This is a genomic window from Nonomuraea sp. NPDC049607, from assembly GCF_040675375.1.
Classification (GTDB): Bacteria; Actinomycetota; Actinomycetes; order Streptosporangiales; family Streptosporangiaceae; genus Nonomuraea.
Map to the genome: position 1 here is coordinate 141,342 of NZ_JBFAOV010000014.1, position 20,242 is coordinate 161,583.

General features: G+C 73.4%; 14 protein-coding genes and 1 pseudogene. 8 read left to right on the top strand and 7 right to left on the bottom strand.

Features of this window, described 5'->3' with window-relative positions; genetic code table 11:
• Nucleotides 1-58 precede the first annotated feature (58 nt).
• On the bottom strand, nucleotides 59-6,271 hold the full coding sequence (locus tag AB0J97_RS26815) for an RHS repeat-associated core domain-containing protein (protein ID WP_364092984.1): 6,213 nt from the start codon (nucleotides 6,269-6,271) through the stop codon (nucleotides 59-61).
• Between the two features lie 11 nt (nucleotides 6,272-6,282).
• Nucleotides 6,283-10,458, bottom strand: coding sequence for a LamG-like jellyroll fold domain-containing protein (locus AB0J97_RS26820; RefSeq protein ID WP_364092987.1), 4,176 nt, complete (start codon nucleotides 10,456-10,458; stop codon nucleotides 6,283-6,285).
• A 310-nt stretch (nucleotides 10,459-10,768) separates the two neighbouring features.
• Here AB0J97_RS26820 and AB0J97_RS26825 point away from each other — a divergent pair, with 310 nt between their 5' ends.
• On the top strand, nucleotides 10,769-11,488 hold the full coding sequence (locus AB0J97_RS26825; protein WP_364092989.1) for a VOC family protein: 720 nt from the start codon (nucleotides 10,769-10,771) through the stop codon (nucleotides 11,486-11,488).
• Between the two features lie 127 nt (nucleotides 11,489-11,615).
• On the opposite strand, the gene AB0J97_RS26830 is transcribed toward AB0J97_RS26825, so the two are convergent.
• Together AB0J97_RS26830 and AB0J97_RS26835 are read right to left on the bottom strand one after the other, a co-directional pair.
• Nucleotides 11,616-12,104 carry a sigma-70 family RNA polymerase sigma factor gene (locus tag AB0J97_RS26830; RefSeq protein WP_364092991.1) on the bottom strand — a complete coding sequence of 163 codons (489 nt, stop codon included), beginning with the start codon at nucleotides 12,102-12,104 and terminating at the stop codon, nucleotides 11,616-11,618.
• On the bottom strand, nucleotides 12,101-12,565 hold the full coding sequence (locus tag AB0J97_RS26835; protein WP_364092994.1) for a hypothetical protein: 465 nt from the start codon (nucleotides 12,563-12,565) through the stop codon (nucleotides 12,101-12,103). The genes AB0J97_RS26830 and AB0J97_RS26835 overlap by 4 nt, the downstream gene beginning before the upstream one ends.
• Before the next feature lie 72 nt (nucleotides 12,566-12,637).
• Between AB0J97_RS26835 and AB0J97_RS26840 the strand changes: the two genes are divergently transcribed.
• Together AB0J97_RS26840 and AB0J97_RS26845 are read left to right on the top strand one after the other, a co-directional pair.
• Nucleotides 12,638-13,084: a DUF3995 domain-containing protein gene (locus AB0J97_RS26840; protein ID WP_364092997.1), complete on the top strand. Its 447-nt coding sequence runs from the start codon at nucleotides 12,638-12,640 to the stop codon at nucleotides 13,082-13,084.
• 24 nt (nucleotides 13,085-13,108) lie between these two features.
• Nucleotides 13,109-13,852: a VOC family protein gene (locus AB0J97_RS26845; RefSeq protein ID WP_364093000.1), complete on the top strand. Its 744-nt coding sequence runs from the start codon at nucleotides 13,109-13,111 to the stop codon at nucleotides 13,850-13,852.
• Between the two features lie 53 nt (nucleotides 13,853-13,905).
• Here AB0J97_RS26845 and AB0J97_RS26850 read toward each other — a convergent pair whose 3' ends face one another.
• Nucleotides 13,906-14,508, bottom strand: a complete 603-nt coding sequence (locus tag AB0J97_RS26850; protein ID WP_357701825.1) for a TetR/AcrR family transcriptional regulator C-terminal ligand-binding domain-containing protein — start codon at nucleotides 14,506-14,508, stop codon at nucleotides 13,906-13,908.
• Between the two features lie 143 nt (nucleotides 14,509-14,651).
• On the opposite strand from AB0J97_RS26850, the gene AB0J97_RS26855 reads away from it, so the two are divergent.
• From AB0J97_RS26855 to AB0J97_RS26865, 3 genes are read left to right on the top strand one after another with little or no spacing between them, the layout of a single operon-like run.
• Nucleotides 14,652-16,091, top strand: coding sequence for an MFS transporter (locus AB0J97_RS26855; protein ID WP_364093004.1), 1,440 nt, complete (start codon nucleotides 14,652-14,654; stop codon nucleotides 16,089-16,091).
• Nucleotides 16,092-16,123: 32 nt separating this feature from the next.
• Nucleotides 16,124-17,002, top strand: a complete 879-nt coding sequence (locus AB0J97_RS26860; RefSeq protein WP_364093007.1) for an alpha/beta hydrolase fold domain-containing protein — start codon at nucleotides 16,124-16,126, stop codon at nucleotides 17,000-17,002.
• Complete coding sequence (locus AB0J97_RS26865) at nucleotides 16,999-17,493, top strand: hypothetical protein (RefSeq protein ID WP_364093010.1); 495 nt, start codon at nucleotides 16,999-17,001, stop codon at nucleotides 17,491-17,493. Before AB0J97_RS26860 ends, AB0J97_RS26865 begins: the two co-directional genes overlap by 4 nt.
• 56 nt (nucleotides 17,494-17,549) lie before the next feature.
• On the opposite strand, the pseudogene AB0J97_RS26870 reads toward AB0J97_RS26865, so the two are convergent.
• Nucleotides 17,550-18,086, bottom strand: a pseudogene (locus AB0J97_RS26870) (hypothetical protein); the annotation flags it as partial.
• Between the two features lie 341 nt (nucleotides 18,087-18,427).
• Between AB0J97_RS26870 and AB0J97_RS26875 the strand changes: the two are divergent.
• Together AB0J97_RS26875 and AB0J97_RS26880 are read left to right on the top strand one after the other, a co-directional pair.
• On the top strand, nucleotides 18,428-18,844 hold the full coding sequence (locus AB0J97_RS26875) for a hypothetical protein (protein ID WP_364093013.1): 417 nt from the start codon (nucleotides 18,428-18,430) through the stop codon (nucleotides 18,842-18,844).
• Between the two features lie 206 nt (nucleotides 18,845-19,050).
• Complete coding sequence (locus AB0J97_RS26880; protein WP_364093016.1) at nucleotides 19,051-19,242, top strand: hypothetical protein; 192 nt, start codon at nucleotides 19,051-19,053, stop codon at nucleotides 19,240-19,242.
• Between the two features lie 131 nt (nucleotides 19,243-19,373).
• Here the strand turns inward: AB0J97_RS26880 and AB0J97_RS26885 are convergent, their stop codons facing one another.
• The gene (locus AB0J97_RS26885) at nucleotides 19,374-20,135 is read right to left on the bottom strand and encodes a helix-turn-helix domain-containing protein (protein WP_364093019.1); all 762 of its coding nucleotides are present in this window, start codon (nucleotides 20,133-20,135) and stop codon (nucleotides 19,374-19,376) included.
• Between the last annotated feature and the right edge of the window lie 107 nt (nucleotides 20,136-20,242).

A 20,242-nucleotide genomic window follows, 5' to 3' on the forward strand; every position in this document is an offset into this window, starting at 1 on the left:
CCCGGCGCATCAAACCGGGGGTGGACATCGACTGCCGCGGAAGTTGCAGTCCCGCCCGCTACTGATGCCAGGATTGGTTCATGGACGTGCTGCCCCGCAGGACGAACTCACGGGCGTAGCCCAGCAGGTGCATCTCGTAGAAGCCCCGGAAGTTCGCCTTGCGGTTCAGGATCGGGACGGACGCCGCGTCGTTGGGGTCGAAGTTCCAGTCCTTGTGCATGCGCAGCGTGTACTGCGCGGTGATGACGCGCTTCTTGGGGTTGTCGCCGTTCTCGATGAGGAATTTGCCGTCCGCGCGGAACATGCTGCCGCCGAGCGTGTAGTAGGTGTCCTTGTCCTTCCCGCTGACGTGGGCGCTCTTCCAGAAGGAGTCGAACGTCAGCTCGCAGGTCGCCGCGCGGCACTTGGCGATGGCCTTCTTCGCCATGCTCCGCATGACCTGGTCCACCCGTTTCCCGATGCCCTCGTTGTCGGAGTAGATCTGGTACGGATCCACGATGAAGTCCTTGCCGCTCTTGCCGCGGTAGTGGCTCCAGGTGTCGCAGGTCAGCGTCCAGGCCGCCACGCAGGCCCCCGCGGTCAGGGCGTCGTACTCGGTCAGCACCTTCATCATCTTCAGCACCCGCTTGAGCGTCCTCTTCCACGTCCGGTAGCCGCCGTGCTCGGGCTCGCCGGGGGAGCGGGGGACGTAGTTGCCGCCGCCGGAGACGTCGGGGTGGTGGGGGCACGTGCCGCCGCAGCCGTCGAAACCGCCGCAGAAGCCGCCCGTCGGGTGGCAGGGGTTGGTGGCGCAGCCGCCCTCCGGGCTGCACTCGCCCGAGGGGTCGCTGTTGGTCGCCGGGTTGCTCTCGGCGTAGCCGTAGCCGTTGAGCTGCGCCGGGTTGTCGGCGTTGAACACCGGGTCCACCGAGATGAAGCGGCCGGTGTCCGGGTCGTACTCGCGGGCGCCGAGGTGGGTCAGGCCGGTGCTGACGTCCACGGTGCCGCCGACGAAGCCCTTGTCGCCCGGCCAGCCCGCCGCGGCGCTCCCGCGCGGCTGCCCGAACGGCGTCAGGCGGCGCTTGACGACCGCGCCGGTCCTGGCGTCGATGGCCACCTCGCCGGTGCCGTGCCGGTCGGCGGCCAGGAACGTCACGCCGGTCGTGCTCCTGACCGCCACCACCTGGTCGCCCTGCGTGTAGTAGCGGGTGGCCACCGTGGCCGTGGCGCCCTTGTTCAGCCGCACCTCCATGCCGTCCAGGTACAGCGTGGTCCCGCCGGGGTCGCGGCGCAGCAGCCGGCCGCCGTCGGCGTCGTAGACGAAGGAGGTCTCGCCCTTGCCAGGGTCGGACACCTTGGCCAGCTCGCCCTCGGCGTCCCAGGTGAGGGTCTGGGCGGAGGTCCCGATCCGGCGCGTGGTGGTGTTGCCGGCCGCGTCGTAGGCGTAGCTCTCGGCGCGGGCCCCCGGTCCGGTCTGGGTGACCGCGCCGAGCTGGTGCCCCTTGAGCCCCGCCGCGGCGCCGTCGTCGCCCGCGTAGGTGTAGGCGCGGGTGGCCGACGGCTGGTTGGCCGCGTCGTAGCGGGTCTCGCCCGTACGGTCGCCCGCCGCGTCGTAGGTGTAGGCGTCGTGGTAGGGGGCGGGCCCGCCCAGGACGGCGGCGGCCGGGTCGGCCGCGCACCCGCCGGAGCCCTGCGCCCACGCCTCGGTCAGGCGGGCCAGGTGGTCGTAGCGGAAGCACTGGTTGTCGGCGCCGTCCCTGGAGGCGTCGGCGATCTGCGTGACGTTGCCCGCGTCGTCGTAGCCGTAGGTCTCGCTGCGGTCCACCCCCGCCGCGCCCTCGTGGACGGTGGTCAGGGTGCGCAGCCGCTGGCTGCCGAACTCGTAGGAGTAGGTGAAGTCCACCTGCTTGCCGTCGGCGCCGGTGTCCAGCCGCTGGGCGAGCAGCTTGCCCGTCCTGCTGTAGTCGGTGCCGACCACGTACGACGACAGGTTGCTGGAGGCGGTCAGCGGGCGCCCCAGCTCGTCGTAGGAGGCGGCGATCACCTCGGCGGGCAGGCCGCCCGCGGCCGGGCTGCCGGTGGACTGCAGCGTGCCGTCGGGGTTGTAGACCGTCGAGAAGGTGTATCCGCCCACCGGGGCCAGCGCGCCCTCGGCGGCGGGCACCAGCACGGTCGTCCGCGTCGGCCGGTTCAGGTTGTCGTAGAAGTCCACCTTCTTGGTGTAGGCGGCGCCGCCCGACCAGCGCGTGGAACTGGCCTGCTGGCCCTTGCGCACGGTGTCGTACGTCCACTCGGCCAGCTTGACGCCGGCGCCGTCGTACTGGGCGGTCTTGCGCCCCAGGCCGTCGAGGGTCAGCGTCAGCTTCTGGCCCCGGGCGTCCACCGACTGCACGAGCCGGTCGAGGTCGTCGTAGGCGAACGTGGTCAGCCCCTTGTCCGGGTCCAGCTCGCTCGTCTTGCGGCCCCGCACGTCGTAGGTGTAGCGCCACACGTGCCCGCCCGGCCCCTTGACCTCGGCCGGCCGGTCACCGCCGGTGTAGGTGTAGAACGTCGAGTCGTAGCCGCCGTCCGGGCGGTGGCGGCGCAGCTCCGAACGCCTGCCGCGGGCGTCGGTGACGGTCGTGGTGACCACCCCGCCCGAGGGTGGCGTCACCCGCGACCAGTCGCCGCCGTAGGCGAAGGTCGTGCGCCACAGCTCGCCGGTGTCGCTGTTGCCGGCCCGCAGGATCTCGGCGGTCTTGCGGTTGCGGCCGTCGTAGGTGTACACGGTCTGGGTCTCGACCTGGCCGGTCTGGGCCACGCCGAACAGCGCGGGCGCGGGCGGCCCGTCGGCGAAGTAGGGGGCGTAGGTGCGGTCCACGGCGCCCTGGGCGTTGTAGAAGGTGTCGGAGACGAGCCGGCCGCCGCCGGGGCCGGCGTCCTGGGTCTGGCGGGCGCGCAGCCAGCCGTCCAGCAGCGAGACCGACGTCTCCTGGCCGCCGTCCTGGTCGAGCTTCTTCGTGGTGACGGCGGTGATCTGGCCGGCGGCCACCCGGTAGGCGTACTCGCGGTCGGGCACCTGGCCGGTGCCGCGGGCGGGCGTCCAGACCTTGACCAGCCGGCCCAGCGCGTCGTACGCCATCGTGACCGTCTTGCCGCCCGCGTCGGTGGTCGTGACGGCGCTGCCCCACGCGGGGTCGAGGTCCTTGGCGGTGGTCATGGCCGAGCCGGGGACGCCCGGCGTGGCCGGCGGGCCGGTCTCGGCGGTGCGGGTGTTCAGGCCCTGCGTGTCGGTGTACACGGTGGTGGTCGGCCGCTCGACGGCCGGGGAGGAGGTGTGGTCGATCTTGACGACGGTGGTCGGCCTGCCGTAGGCGTCGTGGGAGGTCCTGGTGTCGGAGACGTACGCCAGGGCCGCCGCCGTGGTGCCGCCGGCCGACGCCTTGTCCGCCGAGGTCGCCCGTCCCTTGCTCGGGGCCTGGCGGTACGCGCCGCCGTCGTAGGCGGTGCGCGTGGCCGAGACCAGGTCCTTGGTGTAGTCCACGGCCGCGCCGCAGCGCCTGGCCACCTTCAGCTCCTCGGCGACCGCGTCGACCAGCCACGCGCCGGTGTTGCGCGCCGCCATCGTCGTGGTGGTGCACACGTCGTCGGTGTCCAGCGCCACGTCGCCCTGGTCGTCGACCTGCAGCACCCGGCCGGTCACCTCGTCGAAGGACAGGTTGGCGGTCTTCGACTCCCGCCAGCGGCCGCCGTCCAGCGCGGTGAGCGTCCGCGTGGTCCTCGGGGCCGACAGGTAGGCCGAGACCGTCCCCCACGAGCGCGTACGGCTCGCCGTCCGCTGGTACCAGGGCGAGGTGACGACCTTCTCCACCGGCGTGCCGCCGGCCCGGTCGTAGGTGACCTTCCGCACCTCGAAGCCCTGCAACGCCTCGCTGTCGGGGGAGGAGCCGCCCTCGCCGTCGGAGACGTCGACGTCCTTGCGGCCGCCGTCCGGGCCGAGCCGGTCGCCGTCCATGCCCTGGAAGTACCAGTGGTCCACCTGGCCGGGGTTCGGGCCGGTCGCGCCCGAGATGACGCGCACCTTGTCGTAGCCGTGCCACTGCGACCACGTCTTGTACTTCTCCGGCGTCAGCCCGTCGTCGTCGTCGAAGTGCCAGGCGGGCCGGCCGATCGAGTAGTCGTAGGCGGTGACCTGGTCGGGCGCGCCGCCGGTCAGGTCGGTCTGCACGGTCTGCGTCACCACGTACTTGTGGAACCAGTCCAGCGTCGGATGGTCGTCCACGCCGCTGGTCTTCATCCAGTAGACGGGGAAGCAGCGGCGCCGGTTCGTCTGCGGCGACGGCAGGTCGGACGTGGTGCAGTCGGCGGCCGAGTAGTTGACGTCGAGCACGCCCCCGTACTCGTTGTAGATCGTGCCCAGCCGGTTCTTCACGAACGGCCCGAGGTCGTCGCCGAGCTTGTCGACGCGGTTGGGCAGCTGCGTGTACACGAACGACACCGGCGGCAGGGTCACCGGCGCGACCCCCGCGTGCCCGGTGTGCACGACCGAGGTCAGCAGCAGCTGGCGGTCGACGTCGGCCATGCCCCAGGCATGCTGGAGCGTCCAGGAGTCCACCGCGCGGTGGCCGCTGCCGTCGGCCTTGGCCACCTTCGTCGTCACCTTGACCAGCCGCTTGCGCGACCAGAACGTGGGCGAGCCGGTGCCGTGGTCCTCCTCGCACTTCTGACCCTCGTCGCAGTGCAGGTCCCAGGGCACGTCCTGCCAGTAGTCCGGATGATCCTTGATCTCCGCCTCGGCGCAGTCGGAGGCCGTCTCGCGCATGCACCGCTCGGCGGTGGTGAACTCCACCCGCGCCGGGGCCGGCGTGGGGAACAGGTCGCCGGCGCGCAGGCCGTACTCGGCGTAACGCAGGTGGCCGCCGCGCACGTACGGGGTCTCGTCCTCGGCCTTGAGGTTGCGGCCGTAGTGGTTGCGTTCCTGCTCGTAGAAGTAGACGACCGCGTTGCCGTCGGTGTCGACCACCTTGTCCAGGTTCCACCGCCAGGCCTGCTGGCACCAGGAGTCCTTGAAGTCGGACTTGTGGCACGGCTCGCCGTCGTCGTCGCCGAACACCGGGACCGTCCAGGCCGACTTCGTCTGCGGCTTGCCGGCGGCCAGCGTGTTGAGGCCGAAGAAGTACTGGGTGCCGTCGGTCGTGGTGACCTTCCAGTACTCGCCGTCGTCGTCGCCGTTGGCGGTTCCCGAGCCGGTCAGCCGTTCGACGCGGGTGCCGTCGTCGCCCTTGGTGCGCCAGGTGCCGTCGCCGGCCGGGATCAGCTCGCCGCCCTTGCCGTTCAGGCTCAGCGTGGCGTTGTCGTACCCCCAGCACAGGTCGCCGGGGTAGATGTTCCAGGTGGTGTTCTTGGGCGCCTTGTCGTCCTCGCAGGAGTTGTAGCGGCGCTCGATGTAGCCGGGCCACAGCTCGAAGCCGTCGCCCACCCACGACGGCTGGCTGTTGCCGTTGGAGGTGCGGCCGTCGATCGAGGCGGAGCTGTAGGACAGCGCCACCGACGGCGTCAGCCCGCCCGGCACCGGCGGCATCCGCATCGGGTACGACCAGGTGAAGTCGCCCGACTGGGCGCCCACCTGCCAGGTGTCGGAGGCGGCCAGCGAGGTCGCCTTGTAGTCGCCCTTCTCGCCGCCGCTCTGCGCGGTGGCCGCCAGCACGGTCTCGGCGGCGGGCACCTGGGCGCTCAGCGTGGCGGCCGCCGTGTCGTTGACGGCCGTCAGCGGCCGGATCGTGCGGCATTCGTCCCGGCCCGGCGTGGTCAGGGCGCACGCGGGCAGGCCGACCAGGCGCAGCCGGGAGCCGTAGTCACCGCCGTAGGCGGCGGCGAAGCCCGAGTAGTCGAGCCGCACGTCCACGGTGTCGCCGGCGGGCTGCTCCAGCGCGAAGACCACGCCGTCCAGCCCGGTCCCCGCCACGGCCGCGCGGTCGAGCACCCGCGCCCGCGCCGCACCGGAGATCCGCAGCGGACCCTTCCCCCCGGCGTCCCGGGACGCCCCCGCGGACAGTCCCGGGGACGCCTGGGGGGAGCCCTCCACCACGCCCGCTTCGGGCCAGCGCACCACCGGAGGCGGCGCGGGACGGGCGACCGACGCGTCCAGGACGCGCGGCCTGGCCTTGACCGGCCCGCCCGCCACGACCCTGTCCGGGTCCTTGGGGGCGGCGGCCCGGTCCGCGGCCGCCGGGGCGGCCGGTAAGGCGGCCAGCAGGCCCGCCGCCAGCGTCAACGCCGTCGTGATGCCGACGGCACGCCTTGACCTCGTCACGGCGCCCTCCCTCACAGCTCGTCGATCTCGGTCGGATTGGCCAGGTAGGCGACCTCGTCGTCGGTCGCCGCGCCGCGCAGCACCCACACGTCGTCGATCTGGCCGGCCCAGTTCTGTCCCGCCGGGTACGCGCCGCCGCTCCTGGCCCGGCCCAGTTGCAGCGAGGAGATCGGGGCGAAGACGCGGGTGCCCTCCCGGTAGGAGACCGTCGGCGCCTCCGCCGCGGCCTCCAGCACGCCGTTGACGTAGAGCGAGACCCGGCTGTCGAAGCCGTCGAAGACCACGGCCAGGTGGTCCCAGTCGCCGAACCCGCTCTGGTGGAAGGAGGAGTGCTCGACCGTCGCCACGCTGGCGCCCGTGCCGTCCTTGTTCGGGACGTCCAGGACGTAGCGGCCCTTGGCGGCGTCGAAGCGGACGGTGATCGCGCTGTTGGCGGCGCCGCCCAGGCTCAGCACGGTCATCGACCTGGCCGGCACGCCCGCCGTCTGCGCCCAGGCCGCCACGGTGAAGCTCGCGGCGGTGTCCACCACGGCCCCGGACGCCGAGGCGTAGTCGCCGTCGCCGCCCGGCAGGTCGAGCGCCCCCGCCACCTGCCCGGACGGCGGCGTGACGACGCTCAGCCCCGGGTCGGTCACGATCCGCGCGCCGCCCGACAGCGTCAGCGGGTGCCCGGCCGCGGCCGGCGCGGAGTCCGCGCTGACCGGCGGCGTCCCGGATGCCTGGTTGACCCGCCAGCGTCCGGACACGTCGGACTTGACGGTGAACAACGTCCTGGCCTCCTCGGCCGAGACGACCCGGTCGAACAGCCGCACGTCGTCGAGCGCGCCCGGCCAGTAGTCGCCCATCACGCCGTTCCACCTGGCCCGGCCGAGTTGCAGGCCGCCGGTGGAGCGCCAGGGCTCGGCCATGTCCACGCTGCCGCTGTCGACGCCGTTGACGAGCAGGCGCAGCTTCCTGGAGACCGCGTCGTGCACGGCGACCAGGTGCGTCCACTGGCCGGGGACCGCCGCGGCGGCCGAGTAGACCGTCGCCGTGGTGGGGGACGTCGCGTCGGCCGCGGTGACCATGAAGCCCCACTTGTTGGTGCTCGCCCGGTATTTCAGGTAGAAGCCGCTCTGGGTGATCCCGTCCTGGCTGACCATGGTGACGTCCTTGGCGGGCAGCGTGGCGGGCAGCCGCACCCACGCCGAGACGGAGTACGTGCCGCCGGTGTCCACGACCGGGCCGGCCGTGGCCGCGTAGCCGGTGGAGCCGTTGAACTGGGCGGCCGTGCCGACCTGGCCGGGCACGCCCAGGGTCAGGCCGGACGCCGCCGCCGTCGGCGGGGCGCTCTCGCCGTAGACGCGCGAGCCGCCGGCCGGCTCCTCCATCCGCCACACCGCCGCCGCGCCCTGCGGCACGGTCCCGGCCGCCAGGCCCGCGGCCTCCTCGTCGGACACGGCCCTGCGCAGCACGGCGACCTCGTCCACGTCGCCCGGCCACCAGTTGGCGTAGCCGCCGTCGTACAGGCTGCGGCCGAGCTGGAAGGCGCCCTGGGCATCCAGCACCGACGTCACCGGGGTCTCGGCGACCCGGGTGCCGTTGACGTACAGGCGCAGCACCTTGGCCGTGGCGTCGTAGACGCCCGTCAGGTGGGTCCAGGTGTCCAGCTCGGGCAGGACGGGCGCGCCGGCCCTGGTCCACGGGCCGCTGCCGCCGCGCACGTCGCCGGCCGGCGTCTTGAACACCCAGCCGTTGGGGGCCGGGTCCACGCCGAGCTGGAACCCGCTCTGGGTGATCGCGTCCTGCGCCAGCACGTTGTAGTAGCCGTCGTTCCTGCGCAGCCGCACCCACGCCGAGACCGTGAAGCCCTCACGGGTGCGCACCAGCGGGACGGAGGTCGCCGCGTAACCGCCGCCCAGGCCGTCGAACCGCAGGCCGCGGCCGGTCCGGCCCTCGGCGCCGAGCGTCGCGCCGGCCCCGGTCAGCGCCGCCACGCCCGGCGTCTCACCGGTCAGCGCGGTCGCGCCCGCCGGTTCGTCGAGCTTGAGCCTGACCTGCTCGGGCGCGCCCTCGCTGACCCAGAAGCTGTGGTCGCCGATGGAGAAGTTGCCGGCGGCGTCCCACACGGTCACGTACAGGGTGTTGATCCCCGCTCTGGTGGGCGCCTGCCGGACGACCTGCGGGTTGGCGGTACGCGCCTGGGCCGAGGCGGGGTCCGGCGTGGTGTTGAGCGCGTAGGCGAACTTGACGACCTCGGGGTCGAAGGCGAGGGAGAAGCCGCCGTACCGGCCGACGCCGTCGCGGGCGACCGCGTCGGGGTCGTCGGGGTTGAGCGCCGGGTACTCCGACGAGCTGACCTGCGGCGTGCGCGGCGCGGTCGGGTCGTAGCGCAGGTAGCAGGCGGTCGCCGAGCCCGCCCAGCTCCACGGGCTCCACGCCGCGCCGTCGTAGGTGCGCACCATGTAGCTGAACCCGGCGCCGACCGGGATCAGCCCGGACGGGATCTGCACCGAGAACGACGACTTCTTCGAGCCGGCGGCCGACTGCTTCTTCGGCGTCGTCGTGTGCCAGTTCTTCTCCACGCCCTGCGCGTCCGTCCACACCACCGCGAACTCGGCGCTCAGCTTCTCGCCCTCGGTGCCGCTGTTGTCGGCGTCGGTCAGGTTGTCCGCGTAGATCATCGGGATGCGGTTGACCGCCGTGGGCTTGCCGTACACCGCGCACGGGCCGCCGGGACTGGAACGGAGCTGGCTCATCTTCGGCTGCGGGGGCGGGGTGTTGTAGTACACGCGCAGGACGGCGTCGCCGTCGAAGCGCTTCCAGCCGTACTCGTCGTCCTCGTGGCCGGCCCGCAGCCCGAACGTGGTGGCCGACCAGCCCTTCGACGCGGCGGCCTTGACCGCGCTCAGCACGTTGAACACCACGTCGCCCGCCGGGCAGCCGGTACGGCCCTTGGCCACGTCCCGGTAGGTCAGGTAGTCGGCCCAGTTGTCCTTCGTGGAGTTCCAGGTGGACGTGGTGCCGAACCCGGTGGCCCGGTAGATGTGCACCGAACGGCCGTCGCAGGAGGGCGCGAACGTCTCCTTGACGGAGAACTCCGCCGAGATGATCTGCTTGCCGGAGAACCGGCTGGTCGGCATCCGGTAGAACAGCCGCTTGACGAACGAGCTGCCGCAGTACGCGCCCGCGGGCGGCAGGCTGATCGGGCAGCGGCCCATGCCCTCCTCCTTGAACCCGTAGTCCTCCCATCCGCCGCTGGAGACCATGAGGTTGGCCGATTCGCCGGGGGAGTACCACACCGGGTCGATGTAGACCGGGAAGACCGTTCCGGGCGAGGTGAGCATGCCCTGGTCCGGCGTGAGGGTCAGCGCGCCGTCACCGGTGGCGGCGGGCATCACGGCCACCTTGGAGGTGTCGCCCGGCGCGGTGGCCGAGGCGGCGCGCAGGCCGTCGTCGACCGCTCCGGACCTGGCCAGCAGCCCGGCGGGAGCGCTGGAGTCCCACATGCGCGGCGGCGCGGCCGTGAACAGCTCGCCGCCGCCGGCCGCGTCGGTCACCGACTGGCGGCCCCGCGCGTCGGCCGACACCCGCAGGCCGGGCGTGACCAGCCCGAACCGCAGCCGCCGCAGCCGGGGATCGCGGGCCGCGGCCGGGGTCCTGACGACCAGGACGTGCGAGGCGCCCCTCGCGGTCACCTGCACGCGCAGGTCCACGTCCGGGCCGAGCACGCCGCGGTACAGCGCCGTGTCGCCCTGGAGCTCGGGCGCGGGCAGCGTCCCCGGCCAGGTGAGCGACATGGTCCGGCCCGCCCTGGTCATCGCCAGCATCGCGTCGTCGCCGCCGCCCGACAGCCGTACGCCCACAGGCGAGGCCACCGGGCGTACCGAGCCGTCGTCCGCCTTGACCAGGGTGGTGTCGACCGGCACCCAGGCGCCGTCCTTGAGCGTGCGGACGGGGAACAGGTGCTCGGTCGCGACGAAGCCGCCGTCCGGCTGGGCGTACACCTCGCGGGCCTCGCCGCGCAGCCCGAGCACCTCGACGGGCCGGCCGCCGCGCGCGGCCTCGGCCGCCGCCTCGGTCTCGGTCACGTGCGGCCCCGGCTCGGGCGCGGCCCGCCCGGCCGGACCGGCGTCGGCCCTGGACGGAACGGTCAGAAAGCACAACGCGAGCACGCTCGCGAGTGCCGCGTTCCAACGTCTTCTCACGGGTGCTCCTCGGTTGCGGCCCTGATCGGAGGCATGACGGGACCCCGGGACGGCCCGGGACACGGCGATGCCGAGAGCTGCCAAGACGGTAGGACCCGCGGCATGACGGTGGCGTCAGCCCATGGGTTGAGAAGATCGTCAACTTTGGCGGTAGGAACCCCGCCCGGCACGGGGACGGCCTGTCGGCGCAGCAAATGATCTACATTGTAAAGGGGCTCGCCGGAAACTCGGATGCGGTGCCGCACGGCCCCGCCTAGGCTGTGCGCGCCGAGGGCGCGGCGCCGTCGGCGGATCAGGAGGTGCGTGCGGCATGACCAGTCACCTGTTCGCGATCTGCTTCAACGCGACCCGTCCCGCGGATCTGGCGAGGTTCTGGTCCGGGCTGCTGGGATGGGAGCAGGCCGACGGTCCTGACGGTGACAGCGCGATCCTGCCTCCCGACCCCGCCGGGTTCCGCGTGCGATTCCTGCCCAGTCAAGAGCCGAAGATCGGCCAGAACCGGGCGCACTTCGACCTGACGAGCACCTCCCCGGAGCACCAGCAGCGGACGGTGGCCCGGGCCCTGGAACTCGGCGGGAAGCACATCGACGTGGGCCAGCTCCCGGAAGAGGGGCATGTCGTGCTCGCCGATCCGGACGGCAACGAGTTCTGCGTCATCGAGGCGGGCAACAGGTTCCTCGCCGGCACCGGCGTCATCGGAGCGCTGGCCGGCGACGGCACCCAGGAGGTCGGCTACTTCTGGAGCGCGGCGCTGGACTGGCCGCTGGTCTGGGACCAGGACCAGGAGACCGCGATCCAGTCGCCGGACGGCGGCACGAAGCTCACCTGGGGCGGCCCTCCCGTGGCGCCGAAGACGGGCACGAACCGGCTGTCGTTCGAGCTGGCGCTGCCCGCCGACGCCGACTGGGAGGCGGAGGTCGACCGCCTGATCGCGCTCGGGGCGAAGCGCGCCTCCGGCGAGGACGACGGCGGCCGGCTCCTGATGTTCGACCCGGACGACAACGAGTTCCACATCCGGAAGCCCCGGTGACACGGCGTTCCGCGTCCAGAAGCCCCGGTGACACGGTGCTCGACGTCCAGAAGCCCCGGTGACACGGTGTTCCGCGGACGGCCGTGACCGGTGGCGCCCGCCCCCCGATCCCGGCGGCGCGTCGAGCTCAGCCCTGCCAGGCCCGGCGGAAGCTCGACCGCGCCCGATGCAGCCGCGACTTGACCGTCCCTGAGGGGACCCGCAACATCCGCGCCGCGACCTCCTCCGGCACCCCCTCCAGGTCGCGCAGCACCAGCACCGCCCGGTGCTCCGGCGACAGGCGCTCCAGGACGTCCCGGACGTCCACGGCGCGTTCGACGTCGTGCGGCGAGGGCAGTTCGGCCAGCTCCGCAGGACTGGCGCGGCCGTCGCGCCGGGCGATCCTGACGGCCTCCCGCACGGCGATCGCCCGGGCCCAGCCGAGCAGGGCCTCGGGTTCACGCAGGTCGCGCAGATGCCGGAAGATCGCGATGAGGGCCTCCTGGACGGCGTCGGGCCCGCTGTCCAGCGCGATGGGCCCGCAGATCCGGCCCAGGTACGGCGTCAGCTCGGCGAGCAGGTCGTTCATGGCCATCGTGTCGCCCCGCTGGGCGGCGGCCACCAGGGCGGCCGTCATGACCGGTTCCCGGCGACCCGGGCCGCGAGCCTGGCCAGCGCCCTTTCCCCGGCCGACCGCACACCCCAGGGCAGCAGCGCGGCGCGGCCCGGGACGCGGACCCCGCCCGTCTGCGCGACCAGGGTCCCCTCCGGCACGGCCGTCGCGGCGACACCGACGAGCAGGAACCGGCTCTGCATCCAGCACCAGCCCGGCCGCAAATCGACGTCGAACCGGGCGCGCATGCCGTACCGGCTGCGGGCCCTGGCCACGAGGCGGCCGTCCGGACGCGCGGGCTCGACGGTGATGTGCCGCATGTCGGGCTCGAAGGCGCCGAACTCCTTCTCCAGGTCGCTGACGACGGCCCAGACCGTCGCGAGGGGTGCGGGGATGACGCGTTCGGCGACGGACGCCCCGGGGATGGCCGCGGCCAGCGCGCGCAGGCGCCGTACGGGGTCCAGGTCGGAAACAGGCCAGCTCATGTCCATCCAGAGGCGGGCGAGGCGCGAAAGGTTCCATGGAACCATTGCCGGATTCGCCGACTCTTGCCGGGAATGAAGACCTCACGCCTCGGCGCCCTGACCGCCTCCGTCCTGCTCGCCGACGCCACCGCCCACCTGTACTGGCTGACCGGCCGGACCTGGCCCGCCCGGGACGTCGGATCACTCTCCCTGGCGGTGCTGAACTTCGAGGTGCCCTTCACCGCCCGCGTCCTGGTGCCGCTCGTCGTCGTGCTCGGCACCGGGGCGGCGGCGGTGCTCGCCTGCTCCCGGGGCCGGGGCGGTCTGCCCGCCCGTCTGGTCACGGGAGCCGTCGCCGCCGGGACCCTGGTGCGCGCGGTGGCCGGCCTGGTCTGGATCCTCGGCATCGGGGCGGACACCGCGACCCCGTTCTACTGGCTGAACCTGTTCCTCTACACGCCGCTCTGCGTGTTCATGGCCACGGCGGCCGCCGTCGTCGCGACCCGCGCGTCCCGGGTTGCCGTGGTTCATCCGGGTTGAGTCGTCGGGCATAGGGTGAGCCGCATGGGGTTGCGGCTTGTTCAGGTGAATGTCAAGGCTCGGGACGACGCGGCGCTCGGCCGGTTCTGGGCGCAGGCGCTCGGCTGGGGACTCTCCAGCGAGGGCCCCGGTGTGACCAACGTGGAACCCGTGGGCTTCTCCTGGCCCGACCCGGCCGCCGTCTGCGTCGACCTCGTCGCCGTCCCCGACCCCGAGACGGTGCGGTACCGCCTGCACCTCGACCTCGCCACCACCTCCGAGGCCCATCAGGCGGAGCTGGTCGCGCGCCTGAAGGAGCTGGGCGCGCGGCCCGCCGACGTCGGCCAGGGCGACGTCCCGTGGACGGTTCTGGCCGATCCGGAGGGCAACGTGTTCTGCGTGCTGGAGCCCCGGGAGATCTACCGGGACACCGGCCCGATCGCCGCGGTGGTGGTCGACTGCGCGGACCCGCGGGCCATGGCCCGGTTCTGGGGCGAGGCGGCCGCCTGGACCGTGCACGAGGTGACCGACGACCACGCGCGGCTGCGCTCACCCCAGGGGGTCGGGCCGTACCTGGAGTTCCTGCGCACGACGCCCGGTGAGAAGACCGTGTGGAACCGGATCCACCTCGACCTGCTGCCGTACCGCGGCGACGACCAGGCGGCCGAGGTGGCCCGGCTGCGGGCGCTCGGCGCGACGCCCGCGGACGTCGGCCAGGGCGACGTCCCGTGGATCGTCCTCGCCGACCCGGAGGGCAACGACTTCTGCGTCCTCGCCGCCCCGCGCTGAGGCGCGTTCCTTTCTGACCGGGCCGGGCGCGGGAGGGGCGCAGCCGCCGCGGGTCAGAGGGCTCCGGCGCGGGCCGCCGCCAGCGCCGCCGCGGCGGCCCGGTCGGCGGCGGCCTCGTCGAGGGCCTCCCCGGTGTTGAGCAGGGCGTAGTACAGGGGCGCGGAGACAGCGGCGATCACCCGGCGCGGGTCGGCGCCGGACGGCAGTTCGCCGCGCCCGATCGCGTCGGTGACGCACCCGGACCACTCCTCGATGCGGACGGCGTAGAAGCGGTGCAACGCCCGCGCGGCCTCCTCGTCGCAGAGCGAGGCGGCGATCAGCGCCTTGAACAGGCGCCCCTGGCGGGGGTCGGTGAGGGTCTTGACGACCAGCCGGGCGTTGTCGCGCAGGTCCTCCGCCACGCTGCCGTTGCGGGCGCGGGGGAGTGAGGTTTCGGCCATGTCCTTGAGCAGGTCGGCGGCGAGCGCGCCGGGCGTGCCCCAGCGCCGGTAGACGGTGGTCTTCCCGACGTCCGCCAGGCGGGCGATGTCGCCGAGGTCGAGCCCGGAGAAGCCCTTCTCGGCCAGCGTGTCGCCGGCGGCCTGGAGGACGGCCTCGCGGACCCGGGCGGTACGCCCACCAGGACGGACGGCACCGGGCGGTGGAACGGCGGCCATGACGCACTCCTTCTCGCAGACCTCTTATCGGCACCACAGTTCCCTTAACGCGGATTGTGGTGCTACTCTCCTCTCATCTTAACGGAACCACGGAACCGTTTACGGCGGCGTGCCGACCGGCGCGCCCGAGAGAAAGCCCTGCCATGACCACCACCACACCCCTGCCGGCATCCGCCCGGCAGACACCGCCACGACACCTGACCGGCCGCCTGCGCCTCGTCCTCGCGGTGCTCCTGGTCGCCCAGTTCATGCTGGCCGTCGACTTCTCGATCCTGAACGTGGCCCTGCCCGCCATCGGCGACGACCTCGGCTTCTCCCTGGGCGGCCTCCAGTGGATCGCCACCGCCTTCGCCCTCAGCGCGGCCGGCTTCACCCTCTTCTTCGGCCGCATCGGTGACCTGATCGGCCGCAAGCGCATCTTCCTCGGCAGCCTGGCGCTCCTCGGCGCGGCCTCGCTGGCCGGCGGGCTCGCCCCCACCCCCGAGATCCTCATCGCGGCCCGGATCGCCCAGGGCCTCGCGACCGCCGCCGCCACCCCGGCCGGGCTCGCCCTGCTCACCACGTCCTTCCCTGAAGGGCCGCTGCGACAGAAGGCGCTGGGCCTCAACGGAGCCCTCATGTCCGCCGGGTTCACCGCGGGGGCCGTGCTCGGCGGCGTCCTGACCGACCTGCTCTCCTGGCGCTGGGCGTTCTTCATCAACGTGCCCGTCGCCCTCGCCGTGCTCCTCGTCGCGCCCGCCGTCATCGCCGAGTCCCGGCCCGCCGAACGTCCCCGGATCGACCTGCCCGGCGCGCTCAGCGTGACCCTCGGGCTGCTCGGCGTCGTCTACGGCCTGACGCAGGCCGGCGAGCGCGGCTGGACCCACCCCCTGGCCCTGACCGGGCTGCTGGCCGGCGCCGTCCTGCTCGGCCTGTTCTACCTGGTCGAACGCCGCTCCGCCCAGCCCCTCGTGCCGCTGCACGTCATGCGCAAGCCGACCGTGGCCTGGGGCAACCTGATCGGCCTGCTCGCCTTCGTCACCGAGACGTCCCTGGTGTACCTGCTCACGCTCTACCTGCAGAAGACCCTCGGCTTCACCGCCCTGGCCGCCGGGCTGTCCTTCGGCGTGCTCGGTCTGGGCACCGTGGCCGGCGGCCTGCTCGCCCCGAGGGCGATCAGCCGTACCTCGACCGTGACCGTGCTGGTCGGCGGCGGGCTGTTGCAGGCGGTCAGCACCGCCGCCCTGCTGCTCCTCGGCGGCACCTCGGCCTCGATGGGGCTGCTGCTGCCGGCCACCTTCCTGGGCGGCGTGGGCAACATGCTGGTCATCGTCGGCTTCATGGTCACCGCCACCACCGGCCTGCCCGACCGCGAGCAGGGCCTGGCCACCGGGCTGGCCTCGATGTCCCAGCAGATCGGCATCACCATGGGCACCCCGATCATGTCCGCGATCGTCACCGCCGTGACGGCCGGGGCCGTGACCGGCGCGGCCGTCCTGGACGGCGTCACCGTCGCGATCGCGGTCAACGCCGCCCTCGTCCTGCTCGGCGTGCTCGTCGCGGCGCTCTTCCTGCGCGGCCGGCGCGACCGCGCGCACGCCTGACCCGCCCTTCCCCTGTCGTCACGGAGCACATCATGGATCTTCAGCTCACCGGCCCGGCGGCCCCCGTGACCGACGCCGCCGGCGGCAGCGGCCCGGTCGTCCGCGCCGAGCTCCGGGAGTCGTCCTGGTCGAGGCTCGTCCTGCCCGGCTCGCCTCCCGTGCCGGTCCGGGTCCATCTGCTGCAGGGCCGTCCGCCCGCCGGGCTGCTGGTCTGGGCGCATGGAGGCAGCTGGCAGCGCGGCTCGGCCGCCGCGTGGCACCACGCCACCGAGGCTCTCGCCGAACGGTCCGGCTGGTCGGTGATCAGCGTCGACTACCGGCTCGCGCCGCGTCACCGCCACCCCGACGCCGTGCGGGACGTGCTCTCCGCCCTCGGCTGGGCCCACCGCCAGGCGGCCGGGATGCCGCTCGCGGTGGGCGGCGACAGCGCGGGCGGCACGCTCGCCGCCGGCGCCGCCCTGGCCGCCCGGGACCGCGGCCTGCCGCTGGCCGCGCAGGTGCTGGCCTACCCGCCGTTCGATCCCGACTGCGCGGGCCCGTCCTACCACCGGTCGCCCGCCGCGTTCCCGCAGGCGGAGCCGCTGCGCCGGGCCTGGCGCGCCTGGCGCGGCGACCGGCCGGCCGCCGTCCGCGACGCCGACGGCACCCGCCTGTACGCGACGCACTGGGAGGCGCCCACCCTGGCCGGGGTCGCGCCCGCCGTCCTCGCCGTCGGGCGCGAGGACCCCGTGCACGACGACGTCGAGGCGTACGCGCACCGGCTGCGCGAGGACGGCGTCCCGGTACGGCTCCTGCGCCCGCCGGGGGCCGTCCACGGCGACGTGCTGCGCCCCGACCGTCCCCTTCTCCCTCTGCTCGCCCGTGCCCTGCGCGGGCTCACCCCGTCCGACCGGCGAAAGGACCTCCGATGAAGCTCGACGTTCCGCCCGCCCCGCTTGAGGCTCTCGTCCGCCACTTCGCCGACCTGCGCGACGGCACCCACGCCGGGCACGCCACCCGGCAGGGCAAGCAGGACGCCTTCCGGCAGGCCGTCACCCTCCTCGACGCGCCCGCGCGGCAGGTGCTGGCCGAGTTCGACCGGCACCTCCTGCTGGGCTCCGGCACCGTCGAGGCCACCGGCGCGCAGGACGACGCCGCGGGCGGCAGCTTCGCCACCTGGTCGTTGTCGTGGCCGGAGCAGCGGGCGGCGGCCGTCGCGCCGATCACGCTGATCGCCCACTACGGCGCCGGTTTCCACCACCCGCACCTGCGGGGAGCCACCGTGGGGGAGTGGCCGCTCAACGTCACCGACGCCGGGCAGGCGGCGGAGCTGGTCCCCGTCCTGCGGGCGATCGCCACCGCCGACCTGCACAACCTGGTGTTCCAGCGTGACTGGCGGCTCGTGCCCGCCCTGCGTCCTTGACGCGACAGGACCGGCGGCGTCCGGCCTCCGAATCGAGGCCGGACGCTCCGGCGCTGTCAGTCGACCACGTTCAGCCGGTTCGGGATGGTGTTGAGCTCCTCCGGGCCGGACGCCGTCAGCAGCACGGTGCCGCCGATGCACACGCGCTTGCCGTCCCGCAGCGCGTTGGGCTCGAACGCGAAGGCGTGGCCCTCGGTGATCTCGAAGTCGCCGTCGAGTCCCATGCCGCCCGGCAGTCTCTCCAGGTGCGACAGCGCCGGGTCCACCTCGTAGGACTCCCGGCAGACCTCCTCCAGCTCCCGCAGCAGCGCGTCGGGCTCGCCGACGCACACGTCGATCTGCTGCTGCGACTCCATGCCCCCGTAGAACGCGAAGATCTCCGCCGCGATGGTGTCGCCACGCCGGAGCACGTGCGGGGCGCCGCCCATGCCAAACCATTCGGGGATGTTCCAGGCGAAGCCGGACCGTCCCGCGCGCTCCAGCATGAACGGCCAGCGCATCCAGCCGCCACCGGCGATGACCGCCTGGAAGGAGGCGGCGGCGATCTCGTGCTCGTTCGCGCCCTCGCGCGCCTGGCCGACGAACGCCGCGCAGGCGGCCTCGCAGCGCCCGGATCGAGGCCCAGCGGCGGTCGCGCTCGCGCAGGCTCAGGGTGGGGTACGTGGCGGTCATCTCGTCCAGGGTGTCGCTCATGTGCGTGCTTCGCTCTCTGTGGGTGACGGCGGGAGGGCCGCGACGAGCTCGCGCAGGCGACGCGCGCTCTCCCTGATGAATTCGAGTGGCTCGCCCGGGGTGACGGGCGCCCTGAGCCGCCGCAGGCCCGGCGCCGACCCGGCGGCCGCCCGAGCCTCGTACGCCCGCGTCGGCCGGACGACCTCCAGCGCCTCGGCGGCGGTGAGATCCGGATGCCCGCGCAGCCAGCGTTCGTCGTCGAGTGCCCCGCCGCGGCGCGGTGGTCGCCTCGCTGACGGTGCGCGACGTGAACGAGCTCTACGACGTGCGCGGCTCGCTGGAGGTGCTCGCCACCCGGCTCGCGGCCGAGCAGTGCGCGCGCGGCACGTCCGCCGAGATCCTCCGGGAGATCCTCGACGAGGCGGAGCGGGCCGCCGCGCTGGCCTTCGCCCACGGGGAGCACAGCCGGCGCTACACGCTGCCGGTCGTGCGGTCACTCCTCGACGGGGCGCCGGAGTCGCCGCCGCGGAGGCGGCCGGAGCCGGGCGGGCCCGCCTCCGGTCGCGGTGAGGGGCTCGCCGGGAGTGGTGCGAGCGAGGGCCGTCCTCCGTCCGGCGGGGGCCGGGTCCTCCCTCTGGCCGCGATGACCGCCCTGTGGGAGGAGCCCGGCCCCTGGTGACCGGTCGACAATCGGCAGTGCGGCCTCGGAGATCATCGGGGCATCCGGTGGCCGCCGCAGATGCAGGACCCGCACCTCGCGTACGCCGCGACCTCACCGCAGGAGTCCATGTTGACCCGTCTTCGTCCCGCACTCACCGCCGCACTGCTGGCCGCCGCCTTCGTGGGGGCAGTATCCCTGCCGGCCCACGCGACCGGTAGCCAGCCGTGCACCACCGGCCCGAACGGTCCGGCCTGCCATTCGCCCGGCTGGGGAACCAAGTAGGAGGAAGGATCGAGCTGCGGCACGCACGCCGTCTCGTCATCGCCTCGCTGCCGGCCGCCGCCGAGGCGTTCGCCGTCTTCGGGGAGTGCCGGCGCCTCGACGAGAACCCCGCGACGGACCACCCGACCGACTGACCCGACGGGGCTGCTTCCCCGGACGGAGAACGTGCGTGGAAGCAGCCTCTCCGGCCCCTCGTCCCGGGCTCCGGAACCCAGTGGGACGGCACGACGGTGATCGCGCCTCCTGCTGACGGGCGAGTGCCCCCTCAGGCGTCCGGCGGGAGGAGGTCGAGCGAGCGGGCCTTGCGCAGCGCACTCACCCGGTCGTGCACGCCGAGCTTGCGATAGAGGTTCTCCTTGTGCTTGTTCACCGTCGCCTCCTTGATGGTGAGCCGGCGGCCGATGGCGTACGCGGTCAGCCCTTCGTTCAGCAGCGCCAGGACCGCCATCTCCCGCAGGGTGATCCGGTACTCGGCCGGGTCGGCGAGCGCGGGCAGGCGGAAGACGGCCCTCTCGTGCGCCTCGACCGTGTCGAGGAGCGAACGCGCGAGCCCGGCGTATTCGAGGTCCCGTTCGCTGTAGCCGGTGCCGTCGCGGCTCATGATGACGCCGCGGACCTGGCCGGGCGGCGAGTCCAATGGCAGGGCAAGCTGGCGGTCGATGCCGATCGCCGCCCGGCCGGCGCGGTAGGCCTCGCTGTTCCACCAGCGGCCGTCGGCGACGTCGTCCATGGCCAGCGGCGTGCGGTCCCCGGTGCGGGCGTAGTGGCGCAGCAGAGGGTGCGCGCGCATGTGGGAACGGATGAGGGCGTCCAGCGGCGCCTGGTGCAGCCAGTCGGGCGAACCGGTCAGCGCGTGCCCGGTGCCCGCCGCCCAGTCCAGGTCGATGAGGACGGCCAGGTCTCCGGGCAGGTCCTTCGTCAGCCGTTCCATCAGCAGGGGCCAGACCCGGACCGGCTCCCTCGTGGTGAGGATGTCCATCGCCAGGTCGTGAATGCGTCGGCCGTCCCCCCTGAACAAAGACGTCATGGACGCATTGTGCATGAACGATTACCATCTGGCACAACGAATGAGAAGTACGCACTTCTTCGTATTCATCGGCATGGCTGACCGGCGGGACAGTGAGGGCGTCCCGT

Excerpts from the sequence above, each read along its gene's own strand:
- AB0J97_RS26830 (WP_364092991.1), bottom strand. The coding sequence starts at position 12,104 with ATGACGGCCGCCCTGGTGGCCGCCGCCCAGCGGGGCGACACGATGGCC.
- AB0J97_RS26860 (WP_364093007.1), top strand. The coding sequence starts at position 16,124 with ATGGATCTTCAGCTCACCGGCCCGGCGGCCCCCGTGACCGACGCCGCC.
- AB0J97_RS26845 (WP_364093000.1), top strand. The coding sequence starts at position 13,109 with ATGGGGTTGCGGCTTGTTCAGGTGAATGTCAAGGCTCGGGACGACGCG.
- AB0J97_RS26850 (WP_357701825.1), bottom strand. The coding sequence starts at position 14,508 with ATGGCCGCCGTTCCACCGCCCGGTGCCGTCCGTCCTGGTGGGCGTACC.
- AB0J97_RS26835 (WP_364092994.1), bottom strand. The coding sequence starts at position 12,565 with ATGAGCTGGCCTGTTTCCGACCTGGACCCCGTACGGCGCCTGCGCGCG.
- AB0J97_RS26855 (WP_364093004.1), top strand. The coding sequence starts at position 14,652 with ATGACCACCACCACACCCCTGCCGGCATCCGCCCGGCAGACACCGCCA.
- AB0J97_RS26885 (WP_364093019.1), bottom strand. The coding sequence starts at position 20,135 with ATGACGTCTTTGTTCAGGGGGGACGGCCGACGCATTCACGACCTGGCG.
- AB0J97_RS26865 (WP_364093010.1), top strand. The coding sequence starts at position 16,999 with ATGAAGCTCGACGTTCCGCCCGCCCCGCTTGAGGCTCTCGTCCGCCAC.
- AB0J97_RS26840 (WP_364092997.1), top strand. The coding sequence starts at position 12,638 with ATGAAGACCTCACGCCTCGGCGCCCTGACCGCCTCCGTCCTGCTCGCC.
- AB0J97_RS26825 (WP_364092989.1), top strand. The coding sequence starts at position 10,769 with ATGACCAGTCACCTGTTCGCGATCTGCTTCAACGCGACCCGTCCCGCG.